The 16,999-nt window shown below is 38.8% G+C and carries 16 protein-coding genes; 7 read left to right on the top strand and 9 right to left on the bottom strand.

The features are described from left to right. Window positions 1-86 precede the first annotated feature (86 nt). A complete protein-coding gene (locus tag HDE70_RS11190; protein WP_183890090.1) occupies window positions 87-890 on the top strand; it encodes a helix-turn-helix domain-containing protein in 804 nt (267 codons plus the stop codon). Window positions 891-952: 62 nt separating this feature from the next. Continuing rightward, complete coding sequence (locus tag HDE70_RS11195) at window positions 953-2,398, top strand: alpha/beta fold hydrolase (RefSeq protein ID WP_183890092.1); 1,446 nt, start codon at window positions 953-955, stop codon at window positions 2,396-2,398. Between the two features lie 4 nt (window positions 2,399-2,402). On the opposite strand, the gene HDE70_RS11200 is transcribed toward HDE70_RS11195, so the two are convergent. The 5 genes from HDE70_RS11200 to HDE70_RS11215 form a co-directional block, all read right to left on the bottom strand. After that, the gene (locus HDE70_RS11200; protein WP_183890094.1) at window positions 2,403-3,251 is read right to left on the bottom strand and encodes a GNAT family N-acetyltransferase; all 849 of its coding nucleotides are present in this window, start codon (window positions 3,249-3,251) and stop codon (window positions 2,403-2,405) included. 103 nt (window positions 3,252-3,354) lie between these two features. Further along, window positions 3,355-3,705 (bottom strand): DUF6122 family protein, encoded by a 351-nt coding sequence (locus tag HDE70_RS27135; RefSeq protein ID WP_221302037.1) that lies wholly within the window; start codon window positions 3,703-3,705, stop codon window positions 3,355-3,357. Continuing rightward, window positions 3,695-4,351, bottom strand: a complete 657-nt coding sequence (locus HDE70_RS11205) for a competence protein (protein WP_260160378.1) — start codon at window positions 4,349-4,351, stop codon at window positions 3,695-3,697. The genes HDE70_RS27135 and HDE70_RS11205 overlap by 11 nt, the downstream gene beginning before the upstream one ends. A 122-nt stretch (window positions 4,352-4,473) precedes the next feature. Then, complete coding sequence (locus tag HDE70_RS11210; RefSeq protein ID WP_183890096.1) at window positions 4,474-5,040, bottom strand: PAS domain-containing protein; 567 nt, start codon at window positions 5,038-5,040, stop codon at window positions 4,474-4,476. A 56-nt stretch (window positions 5,041-5,096) separates the two neighbouring features. Continuing rightward, complete coding sequence (locus tag HDE70_RS11215) at window positions 5,097-5,879, bottom strand: tryptophan-rich sensory protein (RefSeq protein WP_183890098.1); 783 nt, start codon at window positions 5,877-5,879, stop codon at window positions 5,097-5,099. Between the two features lie 109 nt (window positions 5,880-5,988). On the opposite strand from HDE70_RS11215, the gene HDE70_RS11220 reads away from it, so the two are divergent. Next, complete coding sequence (locus HDE70_RS11220; RefSeq protein WP_183866815.1) at window positions 5,989-6,429, top strand: lysozyme inhibitor LprI family protein; 441 nt, start codon at window positions 5,989-5,991, stop codon at window positions 6,427-6,429. A gap of 154 nt (window positions 6,430-6,583) precedes the next feature. After that, on the top strand, window positions 6,584-7,120 hold the full coding sequence (locus tag HDE70_RS11225) for a pyridoxamine 5'-phosphate oxidase family protein (RefSeq protein WP_183890100.1): 537 nt from the start codon (window positions 6,584-6,586) through the stop codon (window positions 7,118-7,120). A 75-nt stretch (window positions 7,121-7,195) separates the two neighbouring features. On the opposite strand, the gene HDE70_RS11230 is transcribed toward HDE70_RS11225, so the two are convergent. From HDE70_RS11230 to HDE70_RS11240, 3 genes are all read right to left on the bottom strand, one after another. Next, window positions 7,196-8,698 (bottom strand): RagB/SusD family nutrient uptake outer membrane protein, encoded by a 1,503-nt coding sequence (locus tag HDE70_RS11230; RefSeq protein WP_183890101.1) that lies wholly within the window; start codon window positions 8,696-8,698, stop codon window positions 7,196-7,198. 36 nt (window positions 8,699-8,734) lie between these two features. Then, window positions 8,735-11,875, bottom strand: a complete 3,141-nt coding sequence (locus HDE70_RS11235; protein ID WP_221302038.1) for a SusC/RagA family TonB-linked outer membrane protein — start codon at window positions 11,873-11,875, stop codon at window positions 8,735-8,737. 300 nt (window positions 11,876-12,175) lie between these two features. Next, window positions 12,176-13,252, bottom strand: a complete 1,077-nt coding sequence (locus HDE70_RS11240) for a glycoside hydrolase family 76 protein (RefSeq protein WP_183890105.1) — start codon at window positions 13,250-13,252, stop codon at window positions 12,176-12,178. Between the two features lie 148 nt (window positions 13,253-13,400). Here HDE70_RS11240 and HDE70_RS11245 point away from each other — a divergent pair, with 148 nt between their 5' ends. The 3 genes from HDE70_RS11245 (at window position 13,401) to HDE70_RS11255 (ending at window position 15,968) form a co-directional block, all read left to right on the top strand. Further along, window positions 13,401-13,958 (top strand): RNA polymerase sigma factor, encoded by a 558-nt coding sequence (locus HDE70_RS11245; RefSeq protein ID WP_183866810.1) that lies wholly within the window; start codon window positions 13,401-13,403, stop codon window positions 13,956-13,958. A gap of 271 nt (window positions 13,959-14,229) precedes the next feature. After that, a complete protein-coding gene (locus tag HDE70_RS11250) occupies window positions 14,230-14,628 on the top strand; it encodes an acyl-CoA thioesterase (protein WP_183866809.1) in 399 nt (132 codons plus the stop codon). 74 nt (window positions 14,629-14,702) lie between these two features. Further along, window positions 14,703-15,968, top strand: coding sequence for a hypothetical protein (locus tag HDE70_RS11255; protein ID WP_183890107.1), 1,266 nt, complete (start codon window positions 14,703-14,705; stop codon window positions 15,966-15,968). Here the strand turns inward: HDE70_RS11255 and HDE70_RS11260 are convergent. After that, window positions 15,958-16,917 (bottom strand): helix-turn-helix transcriptional regulator, encoded by a 960-nt coding sequence (locus tag HDE70_RS11260; protein WP_183890108.1) that lies wholly within the window; start codon window positions 16,915-16,917, stop codon window positions 15,958-15,960. The two genes, HDE70_RS11255 and HDE70_RS11260, sit on opposite strands and share 11 nt — an antisense overlap. Window positions 16,918-16,999 lie beyond the last annotated feature (82 nt).

Here is a 16,999-nt window from a genome sequence, read left to right on the forward strand (position 1 = left end):
CTCTGAGTAATCGGGCCAACCGAGTGGATATAGCACAATACGATTCGTATATTAGTCTTATAAACCCGATAGGCAGGCTCCAGAATATGACAGAAATATTCGATAATATCAGAAAACTCTACCGTTTTTCACTTCCTGCGGAATGCCTTTCTCCTTTTATCGAATTTTTTTCAGAAACAGATCTCCTTTCTGCCGGATCTTCTATTCAGGATAAAAAGTTTACAGTAAAGCTTTTTCCCAGCTTTACCCCTACCATCTGGATGAACCTTGGAAGCCCCTATCAACTATACAATGGAAACAGGCCGCATCAGATCGACGAGCGTACCGATGTACTTGTACTACGTAGTCAGACCATCGAACGAAGAAATGCACCAACAGACAATATATTTACGGTAAAATTTTTACCAGGAGGATTCGAAGCCATTTTTGGAATAAGCCAGGCAAGGATTGCAGACGATGTGATTCCACTTGATGAACTGATACCGCAGAAAAATATTAACCAGATAAAAAAAGCACCTGATTTTGACACCCGGATAAAGCTCTGGGAGAATTATCTCCTCGAAAAAAAATCTCAAAATGCTGAAAGCTATTATCTCATTACAGTACAACGCTCTATCGGCACCTTTATAGATTCAAGCATGCAGCTTTCTGCAATGCAACTCGCAAATGAACTTTGCATGAGTGAAAAGTCGCTTAACAGATATTTTAATAAAGTTGTTGGTACCGGACCAAAGCATTATTTCAATATATTAAGAGCCAGAACCTCCATTACAGATTTCCTGAGCGAACAGGATTGCTTCTTGCCGGGCACCTATGGTTATTATGACATGAGCCACTTTTATAGAGATGTGATTAGATTTACGGGCACGCGGATTTCAGAATCACATTGATTTTGTCCGATTTTTACCTTTTTTCCATAAACAGGCAATAGTAGATTTACCAAAAAAAAAAAATGAAGTTTTACTCCATCCTGATCGTACTATTTACCATTGGCATATCCACAAGTTTTGCGCAGTCCTACTCGCCAAAGATAGAACGCTGTGCATGTAATATTAAAATTGAAGAGGGAGTTATTGCCAGATGTGGTTATCTTGTTGTTCCTGAAAACAGGAAACGCCCCGATAAAACTCTCCTTAAAATACCATTTATATTTGTTCGCAAAAATGGGATGGATTCGGTAAGGAACATTTCACTTTACACAACTGGTGGACCTGGTTATAGTACTACGCTTGGAATTACCAAGATTACAGCAAACTCCGGATTTTTGAAATATGGAGGGTTTATTGCCTTCGATCAGCGCGGAACAAAAAAAGCCATCCCTTCACTTGAATGCCCCGAAATAGATGAAGCCATTAAAAGGTCATATGCGGAGAATCTCTCTAAAGACAGCCTGGTTCTGCTTGCGGTAAAAGCTTGCAGAAAAAGAATCAGAGCTCAGGGTATTGATCTTTCTTCTTATAGTACGACAGAAAGTGCTGCTGATATCAACGATTTGAGACTTGCACTAAAGATTCGTTCGCTTACCCTTATAGGACTTTCTTACAGTGGCGGGCTCATGCTTACTGTAGCTAAAAACCACCCTGAGGGGATTAAAGCATTGGTTTTAAACTCTCCACTACCTGGTTTTGTTAATTATGAGGAGCATGGGCTGATCAATATGAATGAAGCACTCGAACAGGTTTTTGCCAATGTACTCACAGATTCATTAAAGGATGAAAGATATAAAGACCTTCGAAATCGTTTTCACGAATATTTCACAAAAATAACTGGTCAGCATTTCACAATCAAGTACTTGCCAAAAGGAAAAACAGATTCCCTCTCTATAAAATATGGAAAGGCCGAACTACTTGATGCTATTATAGGCAGAATTGATAATAACCGTCTAAAATCAGTTCCCTTTGTGATGAATGAGCTTATTAAAGGTAATCATTATGAATATATCAGTGAACTACTGGATGGCGTATTTTTGGGAGATCCCACCCGTTCTTTAGGCATGAGATATTCAGTTTATTGTTCAGGCCAAATCGCTTATTCAGATCCACAATTGATTGCCATGCAAGATCAAATCCTGCCCTGGCTATCAGGTTACCCTTTTAATAATGTAAACGCAGAAATCTGTGATTGCTGGAAAGTCAGGAACGAAGGAAAAGAAGCCAAAACACCAGTTTACTCCACTATTCCCGCTCTTATCTCCGGGGGTGACGCAGATCCCTGGTGCAGGCCTTTTTACAATACCCTTATTAAAAGACACATGCCTAATGCACAGGTTATACTGATTCACAACAGGGCACATGGAGCTGGATTTGGAGCTAATGGATTTGATTATCTGGAAGAATTCATGGCCGATCCCTTCAAAAAACTAAAATCCAGAAGTAATAATGTTATCATTCAAGAGTGATCTTTTATACCGCTCTGCTCATCTCAAACTGTGATATCTGCTCACGAAGCCCCACACTTTTTAAAAACCTCAAGGTGGAGACAGCCGTATCGTCTACATTAAAAACATAAATTTCTTGTCCTTCAACTACCTCATTGATATAGGAAAACAGCTCATTACCAATCCCCTGACCCCGATAAGCTGCGTCAACTGCGAACTGATTTACTTTTCTTGATGTTGGATTAAATATGGCATAGCCAATTAATAAATCATTTTTATAAGCCCCTACCAGGCGGCAGTGTTCTTTACTGTTTTCCAAGGCCTGAATAGCATTTTGCCAGGAAGGGTCCGTAGCCCAAAATGCAGTAAATTCCGGCCAGTTAAAGCTGTCAATTTCTTTCAATGACGTTACCCGGTTGTGTTTTTTAACCTGAAGTTTCCCTGTATAGCAGTCGAGTTTCCGGGCAACAATATATCCCATTTTTTCATACGCTTTTATCGCAGAATGGTTTCCTGTAATCACTTCCAGTCCCATCTTTTTCACCTGTAGTCTTTTCAGTTCAGGGAGCAGATAGTTATACATTTCACGCACTAACCCCTTCCCCCGGTAGGCTGGGATTACCCCTGTAGCAGCGTTATACACCATTAATCCCTGACCACTATCCCGTAATCCATGGAGCATAATACCAACCATTTCACCCCCATCAAACACACCCGTAGATAATTTCAGTTTAACATCCTCTGCGACGATTTTAGATTTCAATTTTTCCAGATTCAACTGCATCGGTACGATATAATCTGAAAATGATAAATTGATAACCGACACCAATTTCTCCAGATCAATATTTTCTAAATTTCTTATTTCCATATTCATTAATACCAAACTTATATATCTTCGCCCAATATATGGTTTTTACCTTTCACGCTAAAAACATATTAAATTAGTTACAAATTATAGAATAAGTTTAATTAGCAAATTACTTTATATGCGTTACAATTGCAGACCAATGACAGTCCTGCCAATCGGTAAACATATGAAAGAGTAACCCAACTGCAATTATCCTGGTTTTAGGAAACAGCAGCAATATAAAATAAAATGCAATTGCATAATAAGAATGTAATGGGTGGTAACCAATACTACACCTTCCCGGATCGAAAATTGGTGTAGCCAATAAATGGTCAGCGTCTATAATCATCGTGCCAATCATAATAAGCCATGCCCGCTTCCACTGATTTCTAAAAAACACAAATGCAATAGCTCCGGGCACTAAAAAGTGGAAACTGTAGTGAACAACAGGTTGCAATACCCTAATAAAATCAGCCGGCATATTGCTCAATAAAAGATTTTCTGGTCATAATATGCAAATATGGATAATCTTCTGATAGCTGTCTGCGATGTTTCAACTGATAAATAAAATGGCCTCCCAGGTCAACAATGATTGGATTTTTGGCATGATACCATACCCGATGCGGATGTTTCCAGCAAAACGAGTAATAGTAAGAAGTAAGCGGAAGCTTCCTAAGCTCCGGATGTTGAAAACTTAGTACCCTTGGTCTCCCCTGAATAAAATCAGACTTTCTGATCATCGACAAGTGAGCAGTATTGCAGAAGTCATAATCAGCAATTCTGGGATCATCCACATCCGGCAGGCTCTTCAATACCCGGAAACCCTTAAATTTTTTCCCATTCAGAATCCAGATCAGCCTGGGATAAAAAGCTTCTCTGCTTTTTAATTCCTCCAGACAAATAGGAGAATTCTGAAATTCAAGAGTAGTACCACAAGGAGTATGTACATCTGCACGGTGAAGCTCTCCTAATGTTGTATCAGAAAAACTTACCTCTCTGAATCCTGGCGGAAAAGCAGCTTTCCAATTGCGATGCCACTCGGTTTCGCCATGATAATTCCTAAAAGCCTTCTCCATTTTAATAGAAGGCTCCGTATTGTCCATGAATATAGAAAAATTAGGCTCCATATAATAAACTGCATGAATCTGGCAGCAGCACACAAATCTATGCTAATATTTTTAGTGAAGCAAGATATTGAAAAAATTGTCAGTTTATTGCTTTGTCTTAGGACATCACGCCAGTAGAATTTTTATTTATAAAGTTCCTTAATAACCTCATCAAGATCTATCGCACTTTGAACTATCATCTTTGCGGCATCTTGCATATCACTAATCTCTGTATCCTCCTGAATTAATTTCCCAAGCCCCATTAAATTTGCAACATGCCGTCTTACAGAGTGAGAGTGACTCATTTTTACCTGCTGGAGTTCACCAGTGACTTTCGTCAGTTCTGTGATATCATGGCCAATACAATAAATGCCAGCGGGCGCACCATCATCATCAAACATTGCCTTATACTCCCACCTTGTAATTATAAAACCACCATGACCATCATACTTACGAAGAGTTGCTGGAAATACTGAATCTGGATACTTAAAAGCCATTTGCGAAACAATCTGGCATGTTTCCTGATCATCAGGATGCATAGTAATTGCGTAATGCTGCCCTACAAGATCTCCATGAATGGGCTTGAAAATATCTGCGTAACGTTTATTTATATAAATATAATTAGCATTCATATCTACTGCTATCAGGTAGTATGTTCCTGAATGTCCCAGCAGAGTTTTAACAGCTTCAAATAGTTGCGTTCCGGTCATCGAAATATGAATAAAAAAACCTGTGATTTATTGATGTTTGATTCAATATACGAACCTCACATCTTCCCCAATGAACTATTCTTGTTTTTCAAACCGCTCATTGCTATAAAAACAAGTAAAATTGCTGAAATAATATAACAAGTAACAACCACAGATTGGCTACCACTGGCATTATTATTTGATACAGAAATGGCCATTAGTGCCCAGATTCCGACTGAACCATATTCGCGGAGATTTCGTGTTCTGATCATAAATATATTAATCAGGCCTGCTAAAACAAGCATAATAATTGTCCAGGTGACATTAGAAATACCCCATCCATCCCAGTGAATTTTAGTTAAAAAAGCTGCTATATTGGCTATTACAGCGACAGATACCCATCCCGAATAGAGTGCAAACGGCCAAAAAACGAAGAGGTACATTTTAAAGGGGTAAGCATCCAATTCCATACGTGTATTGATAATAATTTTCAATAACGAGAATAGTAAAACACCTATAATAAGGATCGATGCACCTGTATAATCAGAAAGCCACGAAACAACCCAAATGGAATTAGCGAGACAGGAAATCACGAACCACCAGCCAATTTTCAAAAGCACAGAATCCTCATCCTTCTCTTTAAGAAGACTGCGCCAGGAATAAAATATAAAGCCCAATAAACCGAGATAAATAAGCCCCCAGATTGAAAAGGCATAACCTGCCGGCGTAAAATAATTGAAATATTTATCAGAAATAGTTTTCATGGTATTACCAGTCAACATTCCTGCATTAGCAACATAACTCACCACAACAGTGACAATTAAAGCAATGCTATTAGCTATAGTTAGTATCTTTTTCATAAATCTGTTTTATCAAAATTATTTAAATTTTTTTCAGGTATACCATTTTACCTCATAGACCGTTCAGTGATTAAACTAAATTTAATTAACTGATCAAAAAAACGACCTTATGAAAAAACAATCTGGCTTAAAAAATGCCACAGCACATTTCAAATCTGTCATCATAACATTTTCCATTGCACTATGTTTGATTTTGATTAATCAGAATTCATATGCCCAGACTCAGACAACAATGAACTCAACCGCAGCCAGCAGTTATAAAAAAGCAGACAATGAGCTAAATACTATATATCAAAAGATATTAAAGGAATATGCTGCCAAAACACAATTCATTAAGAATATCAAGGCAGCTCAACTGTTATGGATAAAACTAAGAAATGCCGACCTGGCAGCAAGATACCCGGAAATGGGAAAATATGGAAGTGCAGAAGCCATGTGCAGAGCTTCCTACCTGGAATCATTAACCAGAGATCGTATAAAAACTTTAAAAGTATGGCTTGACGGTATTCCTGAAGGGGATGTCTGCAATGGGTCCGTAAAAAATCAATAAAAGAAAAGGTAAATAGCCTGATAATTATATCAACCAGCAATCATACCTGCCAGCGGCCGGGCAAGCGCCAGTGAAAAAATCAAAGCTATCGTAATCTTCTAAAATCAAAACAAATAATTATATTAATTGTACTGTTCCCATAAAACATAAATTTATGGACAGCATTAATCAAAACCAAACTGAGCAGAATCACGAAAATCTGGATAGTACATCTGCTATTGAGAAAATCAGGGAATTAACCGGAATTGCTAAAACCTGTTTCCTATGTACACAGCCTTCGGCCGGAGAATCCAATGGTACGCGCCCGATGAGCGTTCAGGAAGTAGATGAACAAGGTACAATCTGGTTTCTGGTTGCAAATGATAGCCACACCTATCAGGATATCAATGCCGATTCTAAAGTAAAACTATACTTTCAAGGGTCTGCACATTCCGACTTTTTGTTTCTGGAAGGAACTGCAATACTTTCAGCAGATCAGAATAGAATTAAAGAATTATGGGACCCCATTATGAAAACATGGTTTACTGAAGGTGAAAATGATCCTCGTATTGCGATTATCAGAATATCACCAGAAACAGGTTATTATTGGGATAACAAACATGGAAATGTAATTGCCGGGATTAAAATGGTAATTGGGGCAGCAGTAGGTAAGACGCTGGATGATTCCATTGAAGGTGGCCTTAAAGTATAGTTTAGGCACCAATAAAAAACTTGTATAACCGTTGCATTATAAATTTGCAACGGTTATACAAGTAATTACTTAATATTAATACCCTTTGGTTGGGATCAGGTTTGTATTATTTCTCAGCTCTCTGCTTGGAATCGGGAATAAAAGCTCTCTGTCGGTCAAAACAGGCCCATAAGTAAATTTATGTCCCACATAATTATCAAATCCTTTAGTCGTCAAATTAAAAGCCTTATGTAAACGTACCATATCGAACCAGGTAATATTTTCAAAACACAGTTCATACCATCGTTCACGCCAGGTTGCTTCCTGAAACTGACTCGCAGATAATCCTGCCAACTCTGGTAATTGAGCCCTTTTTCTGATCAGGTTAATCGCTTCATAAGCTTTTGCCCCAGGCCCGCTCACTTCATTGGATGCTTCAGCATAAGTCAGCAATACATCAGCATAACGGATCAAAGACCAGTTAAGATCACTATTTGCCGTGGTCGTCTGTGCTACAACATCAAAAAGTTTATATAAAAAATATCCGCCCAGTGCAACTTCCTGATTTCTATTGTCCTGATTTGTAAATTTAGTGAAAAAGAACTGCCCCTCTTTTGCACGCAAATCTGACGGATCATAGGACTTCACAAAATCTGCGGTCGCATAAATCCCTCCTGTTTCTGAAGAATAGGCAGAAATATTTTTGTTGTAAGGAATGATCAATTCCTGCCAGTTCGCCGGAATAATCTGTGTTTTATATTGGATCATAAAGATATTCTCTTCCACATTTTTCTTTGCCGGATTATGCAGGTCCCCATAATTACTGAACAATTTAAACTGTTTAGAATCAATTACTTCTTCAGCTTTCTTTGCCGCGAGGTTAAAGTATTCATTTCCTTTCTGTAGCGGATAACCAGCCATCGTCAAATATACTTTGGCCAGCAATGACTTCACCGCTCCCAAACTCACCTTTCCAGTCACATCAACCCAGGGTAATCCTGAAGCTTCGGCTGTGATCAGGTCATCTGTAATTAACTTGTAAACATCCGCAGGAGCCGCCTGTTTTGGTCTTAACTGTTCCGATTTCAGATCTACAGGTTCAGTAATCAGCGGAATATTACCAAATAGTTGAACTAAGTTGAAATAATACCACGCGCGCAAAAAATGAGCTTCCCCCAATAACCTTTTCATCTCTGCCGCATCCATTGTAATACCCGGTATCTTCGCAATGGAAAGATTTGCATTTCCTATTCCCTTGTAATAGTTTTGCCAGTAATTCAGCCCATAGCTGTTGTCAGCAGTATTTTGCAGATCCTTTACAAAATAACTATCCACTGCCTGCCCCAGATCCGTAGCTGCCTGCCCGGTAGCAAATTCTGTCATTGTCCATGCCCCGCCACCAAAACCACTTGACATCGGCTCTCTTAAACTTGCATAAATAGCATTCACAGAACTTCTTGCATGTTCGGGTTTAGTAAAATAATTTTCCACTGTAAAATTGCTTGGATCCGATTCATCAAGAAACTTTTTGCACCCCGTGAACCCTAATGTACCAGCTATTAAAGCCAGTAATCCATATGTTTTTAGTATCGTTTTCATCTGTTTATAATTTTTTAACGGTGATAAATGATATCCTTATAAGGCGATATTAATCCCAAGCATAAATACCCTTGGCTTCGGATAATCATACAATGCCAATCCCTGATCGAAAGGAGCACCAGAATTAGAAACTTCAGGATCATATCCCTTGTATTTAGTCAGCAGGAAAAAATTCTGAACAGATCCGTAAACCCTCAAACGATTTAGTTTCAGGGCAGAAACAGTCTTTGAAGGAAAAGTATAAGCCAGCAGTAAATTACGTCCGCGGATAAATGATCCATCAGTCACCTTATGGCTGTCATTATTAGTTGTATAATAGGCATTGATTGGACGAATTTGTGCAATAGGTGTATTCTGATTCGTTTCTGTCCATGCATTTAATACTGTTTTGTAACTATTCGCGATCCCTTGTCTGTCTTCAGCCGAGTGAATACTCCTGTCCAGTACATCATTACCATACATATATTGTAGATCTACGGTCAGTGACCAGGCCTTATACTGGAAAGTATTGAGTAGTGTACCATAACCATCAGGTATCCCCTTACCAATAATTGTCCGGTCTAAATCATTGATCCTACCATCATTATTGATGTCTTTATATTTGATATCACCCGGTAACATATTATACTTCTTTGCCTCCTGTGCTTCATTGCTGCCCCAGGTTCCAAGGTTTACTCTGCCAAAAAAAGACCCTACAGGCTCTCCCTCTCTGATGATCCCATTACCAGAAAATATATCGCCACTGGCTAAAGCAAGCACTTTGTTCTTATTTACAGAAATATTGAATGTAGTACTCCAGGAAAAATTATCAGTTTTGATATTGGTAGAGTTGACACTAAATTCAATCCCCTTGTTCTCCATACTTCCTACATTGGAGAAAATACTGCCATATCCACTGCTGTATGGTAAAGGCGAATCCAGTAACATACCGTTTACTTCTCTGCGGTAAAGATCCAGTTCAAAATTCAAACGGTTAGCAAATAAACCCACTTCCAGACCGAAATCAAGTTGTTTTGTTTTTTCCCATTGCAACGCAGCATTTGCCATCCGGTTGGTACCTATACCAATATTACGTACCCCATCAAAAATCACATTATAATTGCCCATGCCTGCAAGTGCACGGTAAGCCGGAATTTCAGAATTACCCGTAGCCCCGTAACTTGTACGTACTTTTAAATTGGAGATGACCGGTATACTTTTCATGAAATCTTCTTCCATTACCTTCCAGGCCAGTGCAGCAGAAGGGAAAAAGGCATATTGATTTTCTTTTCCAAATTTCGAAGAACCATCTGCCCGGCCTGTCAGGGTCACCAGATACTTATTCATTAAACTATAGTTCAATCTGGCAAAGTACGAGTTCAACCCATAGGCCAGGCCAATAGAAGATGGCGCCTGCGGACTGGAACCTGCCCCTAAATTATTGTACAAAAAGTAGGAATCGCTGAAACCCTGTGTACTCGCCTGGCTTTCAAAACGATCAATATGCTGCCAGGACACCCCTCCCATAGCACTTATCGAATGGATTTTAGAGAATTGCTTCGTATAAGTCAGATAATTCTCAAACTGCCATGAATTGTACTTATTATTATTTACACTGGCATCCCCATTGTCCGAAATGTACTGCATCCCTTTCGCTGCAAAGTAATCCTCTCTTTGGGTAATGATATTGGTTCCGATTGTTGATTTGAAATCTAGTCCGGCAGCCAGGTGGATCGTGGCATACATGTTACCCAGGAAAGTTTGTGTGCGTAAAAAAGATAACCTGTCAGCCGCTACTCTTAATGGACTGTCCCCACCTTCCATCCCCGGATAATCTCTGTTACTCGCCCATGATCCATCCGCATATTTTACCGGAATAATAGGGAGTGCCTCTAAAACCTGGCGCATCATTGTTATCCCTCCTCCATCAAGCTGGTCAACCTGCTTTTCATTCTGATCGGTATACCCCATGGTTCCCCCAACCTTTAGCCAACTCTTAATCTGGCTATCAAACACAAAACGGCCGGCATATCTTTTTTGCCAGGAGCCTCTTGCCAGCCCTTCCTGATTACGATAGTTCACAAATGCACCAAAGCTGCTTTTTTCATTGCCATCCGTAATTCCAAGCTGGTGATTTTGCGTTAAGGCTTTTTGAAATGACTCCTCTTGCCAATCTGTATCATACAAAGGATTTCCTTGTGCGTCGAATAGCTTTGGATTAGTACGTTTGGTTTTAGGATCAGTATATTTTGTACCCGTCGCCCATCCAATCGGATCATATTTTTGGGCGTTTGCATAAGCCAGGTCCTCCACTGCTAAAAATTCTTTTGAATTCAGGACTTCAAGCTTTCGCGGCAGTACACCTATGCTGAAATCTGCATCATAAGTTATCCTTCCGCCGCCAGAAGTTCCACGTTTTGTGGTCACCATAATTACCCCATTCGCTCCACGTGCCCCATATATTGCTGTGGAAGAAGCATCTTTCAATACTTCAATTGAAGCAATATCATTCGGATTCAGGTAATCAATCGGGGTACTTCCATTTCTTAAGTCCACCGCATTTAATATAACCCCGTCAATAACATATAAAGGATTGTTTGAAACACTCAAAGAACTTACGCCCCGGATACGGATGTTTGCCCTGCCACCAGGCCGGCCTGAATTTGAAGATACGTTAACACCAGAAACCCGGCCAGACAAACTCTGATTCAAAGAAGAAGCGGGACGTTCTTGTAACGCTTCAGCCTTAACAGTACCTACTGCCCCTGTTAAGTCTGATTTTTTAGCCGTTCCATAACCAACCACAACCACCTCATCCAAATCCTGAAGTTTCGGAACTAGTTTAATGAGCAGGTTACCAGCATTAACTTTAGTCTCCTGTGTAGTGTAACCTATATAAGAAACAATCAGGATTGCATCATCAGGCAACCCCTTTAAACTGAAATTACCATCATTATCAGTTGTAGTCGTTTTTACGGTATTCTTTACCTTAATGCTCACTCCGGGTATCCCAATACCCTTTTCATCCAACACTTTACCCCGGACATCAATAGCAGGAGCCATTAGATAATGATGAATTTCTTTCAGCTCTTTTGCATTTAGCTGCAATGCAGTTCCCACACATAGCATTACGGAAAGGCAAATGATTTTTTGGCGCAAAGCCAGCCCCATAGGCTTCAGGATGAAAAACTTGGTCATACTCATAAGATTATATTTGGTTTAGGTTAACAGACATCACCTCTTAATCTATTATCTCCTTATTCCGAGAGCGTTATGAATTAAATTAACCTGAGGAGAAATAGAACCTGAATAAGAGTATATAATGCTGTTTCTATAAAGTTATGGGAATGGCTATGTCCATTATTACCAGATCTTTGCTATTTATTAAGCCATTTTGTCGAACAGATTAATAAAGAGATCTTACAAGGTCTGCCATAAAAAAAGCCCTTGCAAACATATGATGTCTGCAAGGGCCTCCCTTATTACAAATTATCTGCACTATTTCATTAATTCATATAACCTTGCATAAATTTCCAACATCCCCGCCTGGTCTATTAATTCCTTCACTGGTTTTCTGCCCAGCAGGTTATTCCCATCTCTTTCCTCTCTCCAGATCCGGTCAGCATCTTCCTGAAAAAACCCGATCCATTCCCGATTATGATCTATTCGATACAATTCGGCATATCCTCTAAGCATCACCGCATTGAACCAGTAATTACCAGGAAGTCTGCCTCCTTTAAAAAAATGTTTCTTACCTGCTACAGCAATCCGATAAGCTTCGTCCAAATACTTTTTGTCTTTTGTCACCTCATATAAAAGCACATTACTTTGCAGCATAGACCCCGTATTGTAAGTATATAAGGTTTGATCAACTTTTAAAGAAGGAACCTTTATCGCATCATAATAAAGACCATCCGGAGCCTGCAAATGCTTATTAGTCCAGCTATACAAATTTAATGCAAGTTCAAGGTATTGCTTTTCATCCGTAACTTTGTACAATTGTAAGGCAACCAGAATCCCGGGGCCATTAGAACAAGTATTTTTACTATTCAGCTCTCCTTCCTTCCAATATAAACCACCACCGGAGACAGTGTCCAGACCCGCTTTAACCATATGCTGATAAATCATCTTTGCTTTTTCCAGGTAAACAGGTTTTTTATTCCTTTGATAAGCATCCAGATAAGCGATCGCTATCCATTGATTATCATCAAAAAACCTGGAACTCAGCCGTTCTGAGGTTACATAATCCTGATAAGCAGGCGACGGAAGAGCTGCGGAATAATATTGCTCAATTGCCATGGCCACACCAGACATGTAATCCTTTTTCGGATCAAGGACTTCCATTTCATTAGCCCCTTGTATCAACGCACATAAAGGCCATAACCAGGAATGTTTATTCGGATTATTGGCCACAGAATTGGTCTCTGTATACAAACCCGTTGAGGGCTCATAAAAACTGGTATTGATATTTTTACAGATCAAATTGGCTGCCTGTTTATAATCAGGATTCTTTTGCGCATGCACAACCTGCGCCGTCAGCAAAAAAACAATCGCATATAAGTTTCTTTTCATCATTTCATACGTATTTGGCTATTTTCTATATAGAGATAAAAAGTAGGGCAGCACACACATACTTTCAAAAATATTTTCAGTTTCAACTGAATTAAAACCGTTTAGCTACCATTGTCTTTACAAAAACTATTGGTAAGTTTAGCAACCAAATATGAAAAAGAGTAGCTTATCGGATCAAGGATTGTGGGCTGAAGTAACTGCTGGCGATTCCAGTGCATTTGTTATTTTATATAACCGGCATTGGAGTAAACTGTACCAAACGGCCTGTTTTTATCTCAAAGACAAATCCCTCGCCGAAGAAATTGTTCATGATATCTATGTGGTTTTATGGGATAGAAGAGCGTTCCTCAAAATTGAAAACTTTAAGAGTTATATCCATGTGACTGCCCGCTATCACGTATTTAAAAAACTAAAAGCGGCAAAAATATGTCCTATTGACTATGTAGAAACTTATACAGAAAATACATCCGGCATCATTATTTCTGAAACTACAGAAAAATTACTTCAGGAAGATTTTGAAACAGAGCTTAAAGCATACCTTGAAAATTTGCCTAAAAGATGTGCTGAAATCTTCCTGCTCAGCCGTGTTGAAAACTTGTCAAATAGTGAGATCGCCAAGCTTCTGGGAATTTCGAAGTTTACCGTAGAAAACCAGATTACGCATGCACTTAAATATATACGTACACGTATAAATTTGAAATCCGCATAAAATTACGATATGATAAATCAAGCAGATACTTTTTATTTCCAGCAGATACTTCAATCGGATTCTAAAACGAAAGAAACCGAAAGTAGACTTAACATATCACACTGTTATTCAATAAAATACAATTTCCACTTACAGTTATTAATAAACACATTTTCTAACGCCGGAGTAAACCTTTTCCGGGCCAGCAGCTACACTGATATACATTTGCATTAACGAATCAAGATATGACCAAACGTTTTAATAATTCAATTACTATATATTTACACCGACTATGCAAGACTATATATTTGAAATTCAGCTTAAGGTAAGAGATTACGAATGCGATATACAAGGCATCGTAAATAATGCAGTTTATCAGGGCTATCTGGAACATGCCCGCCACGAATACCTGCAATCCAGGATGATTTCCTTTAAGGAACTCACAGCAAAAGGCATCCTGTTAATGGTATCCAGAATAGAAATGGACTTTAAAAAATCACTCACCTCCGGAGATACTTTTCAGGTCAAATTAAGAATAGAACGGCAAGGCGTAAAGCTGGTGTTTTTTGAAGATATTTTCCGCTTATCTGATCAGGCCCTGTGCCTGAAAGCTAAAGTTGAAGTGATCGCTAAAATTAATGACAAGCTTACCAGGGGAGAAATTTTTGACACCCTCAACCTGGAATTTTAAGCATCTATTTTGTAACCTTTGACCCGTATTCAACTCCTTTATTGTTTGTAGCTTCATGAAATTACAAGAATTTTATGGAGCTATATACGAATGTCTTAGAAAGCATAATATCTGATATTGAAAATTCCACTGCCCAGGTTATTGAAAAGAAACCGGTTAACCAGACCTTTGAACTCTGGCATGATCCGGTTTTATATAATAATCTATCCGGTAATATCGGCGCAGTGTTTGTCAGGGCGCTCCTCAACAAGCTGAATGTAAACGAACACCATGTATTCAGGTGGAGACTGGATAATAAATACCGGCAATATCAAATCTTAAATCACTATTTTCCTGGCTGTGTAGCCAAAACAATTGGTCTTTCAGAACTATTGGCTGAAAATGACGGGCATAAAAAAATCAGGGAACTATGTGAAAATGGTTTTTTTGTCAAATCCACTTTAGGACATCGCACCGGCCAGGCAGGTAGCTTTGACAGAACAGCTGAGCTGGATGACATTATAAAACTTCACCAGGGAAAGGGAGATCAGGAAAAAGAAAATCAGCCCGAACAATGGATACTACAAGAAAGGCTGGATCTTAACGAAGAATTCAGGGTTCATACCTTTGGCAACGATTTGATATACGGTCTGACCTTCATTATGGCCGGTCAGGACTCCTCTAAAAGTTCTGCCGCAGAAATATTTGTGCAAAAAATCTTAACTACCCTGCCGGCTACTATTTTACAAGGTACTTTAATTGGCTGGGACGTTGGAATAACCCATGCCAATGAATACTATATTATAGAAGCAAATTTCACAGGATTTCATCCCGAATTCTATGCCGGCTTTCAAACCAGCGGATATTTCGGCGACACAGATTATGGCCCGGCCATATGTGCATGGCTCAATAACTATTTTAGAAACAAATACCAGATTTCTATTGATACTGTGGAGCAGAATTTTAGATCAACCAGTCCATTTTTTGAAGAATTCCTGTATTATAAATCAATATTTAACGATGAATACATCAGCATACTTCAAAATAAAACAAAAGGGATTTGTGCCTTTGCAATCATATATTTAGGTACGGGTGCCAATCCATTCCTGGCTAAACTTATAGAATATTTTTTACAAGAAGACTTCGCCAAAGAATATTTCCTGATTACAAGCGAAGAAACAGTTCAGGCAATTGCTGACCAGTTTTCAGGTGATCAGCTCATCCTGATTATTGATGAGCATAAGTTGTTTCTACCAGAAGAATACCCTTTAATCCGGCAATTAAGTTACCAGGAACGGAAAAAGATTTGCTGCGATAAACTATTGACCAAAATTGAAGAAAAATACTATTTCATCTTATAGTACAATGATGCTGTGCATATTTTTTAGGCTTAAGCCCCAGATGCCGCTCAAAAATCCTTGTGAAATGACTGAGGTTGGTAAAGCCTAAACGGTAACCTGCCTCAGACACCGAGAGCTTCTCTTCTTTGATCAGGTAAGCCGCCTCGTTCACTCTTAAGTTCTGATAGTAATTGTAAATGCTATTCCCGAAAATTTGCCTGAACACGCGGTTTAGCTTACTTTCACTCATATTAGAAAGTTTTGTTAATTGAGTAAGATCCGGTGGAATACTTAAATCTGAGACCACTTTATCTCTGATCAGATACATCGTTTTTACATCTGAGACATTCAATGGATAAGCGGCTTTATTCTGACGTTTCAACAACTCTATGAAAAATAAGTAGATCATTTCACCGGCCTTAAGTTTCAGGTAAAAGTCGGCAAGCGGGCTATTTTCATTCACCTCAATAATCTTTGCGGCTATAGCCTGTATTTCTGGTGAGATAATTTCGTCATATAAATATGGCTGGTTCCCTGATATAATATTTTGCAGTAACAGATGCTCTGTGCCCTTATTAATCAGATCTTTTAACAGATCAGCATGTACAATGATCATAATTGTATTGATTTTTGTGCGTGCCGGAATAGAAATTTCAACATCAATATCAGACGAAGATACTTGTACAGCAGGAAGTGACCTTGGGTCCGCTCCCGGAAACACATTACGGAAACTAAAAATGACTTCATTTCTCCCCGCTTCTGCACCCTTTTTTCTAAGGATCATTGCCTCATTCAACTCAGATTGGTTGATCATCAACTTAATGTGCGGGCCGAGGTCGAAAAACTTCATATATCCTTTACCAAAGGTTTCAGGAAAAATAAGGTTTCCATCCTTTATTTCGCTCCCTGTTAATTTGGACAAAGCTGCTATTAAACCAATTCCCGTTGTCGTGATTGAATCAAAGATCATAATACTGTTATGGACTATTTATTGATTGAATATAGATATTTTAACTGGTTATGGAGAAGTAGTTTTGTCTTAAATAAAAACA

Source organism: Pedobacter cryoconitis (assembly GCF_014200595.1).
GTDB classification, from domain to species: Bacteria; Bacteroidota; Bacteroidia; order Sphingobacteriales; family Sphingobacteriaceae; genus Pedobacter; species Pedobacter cryoconitis_C.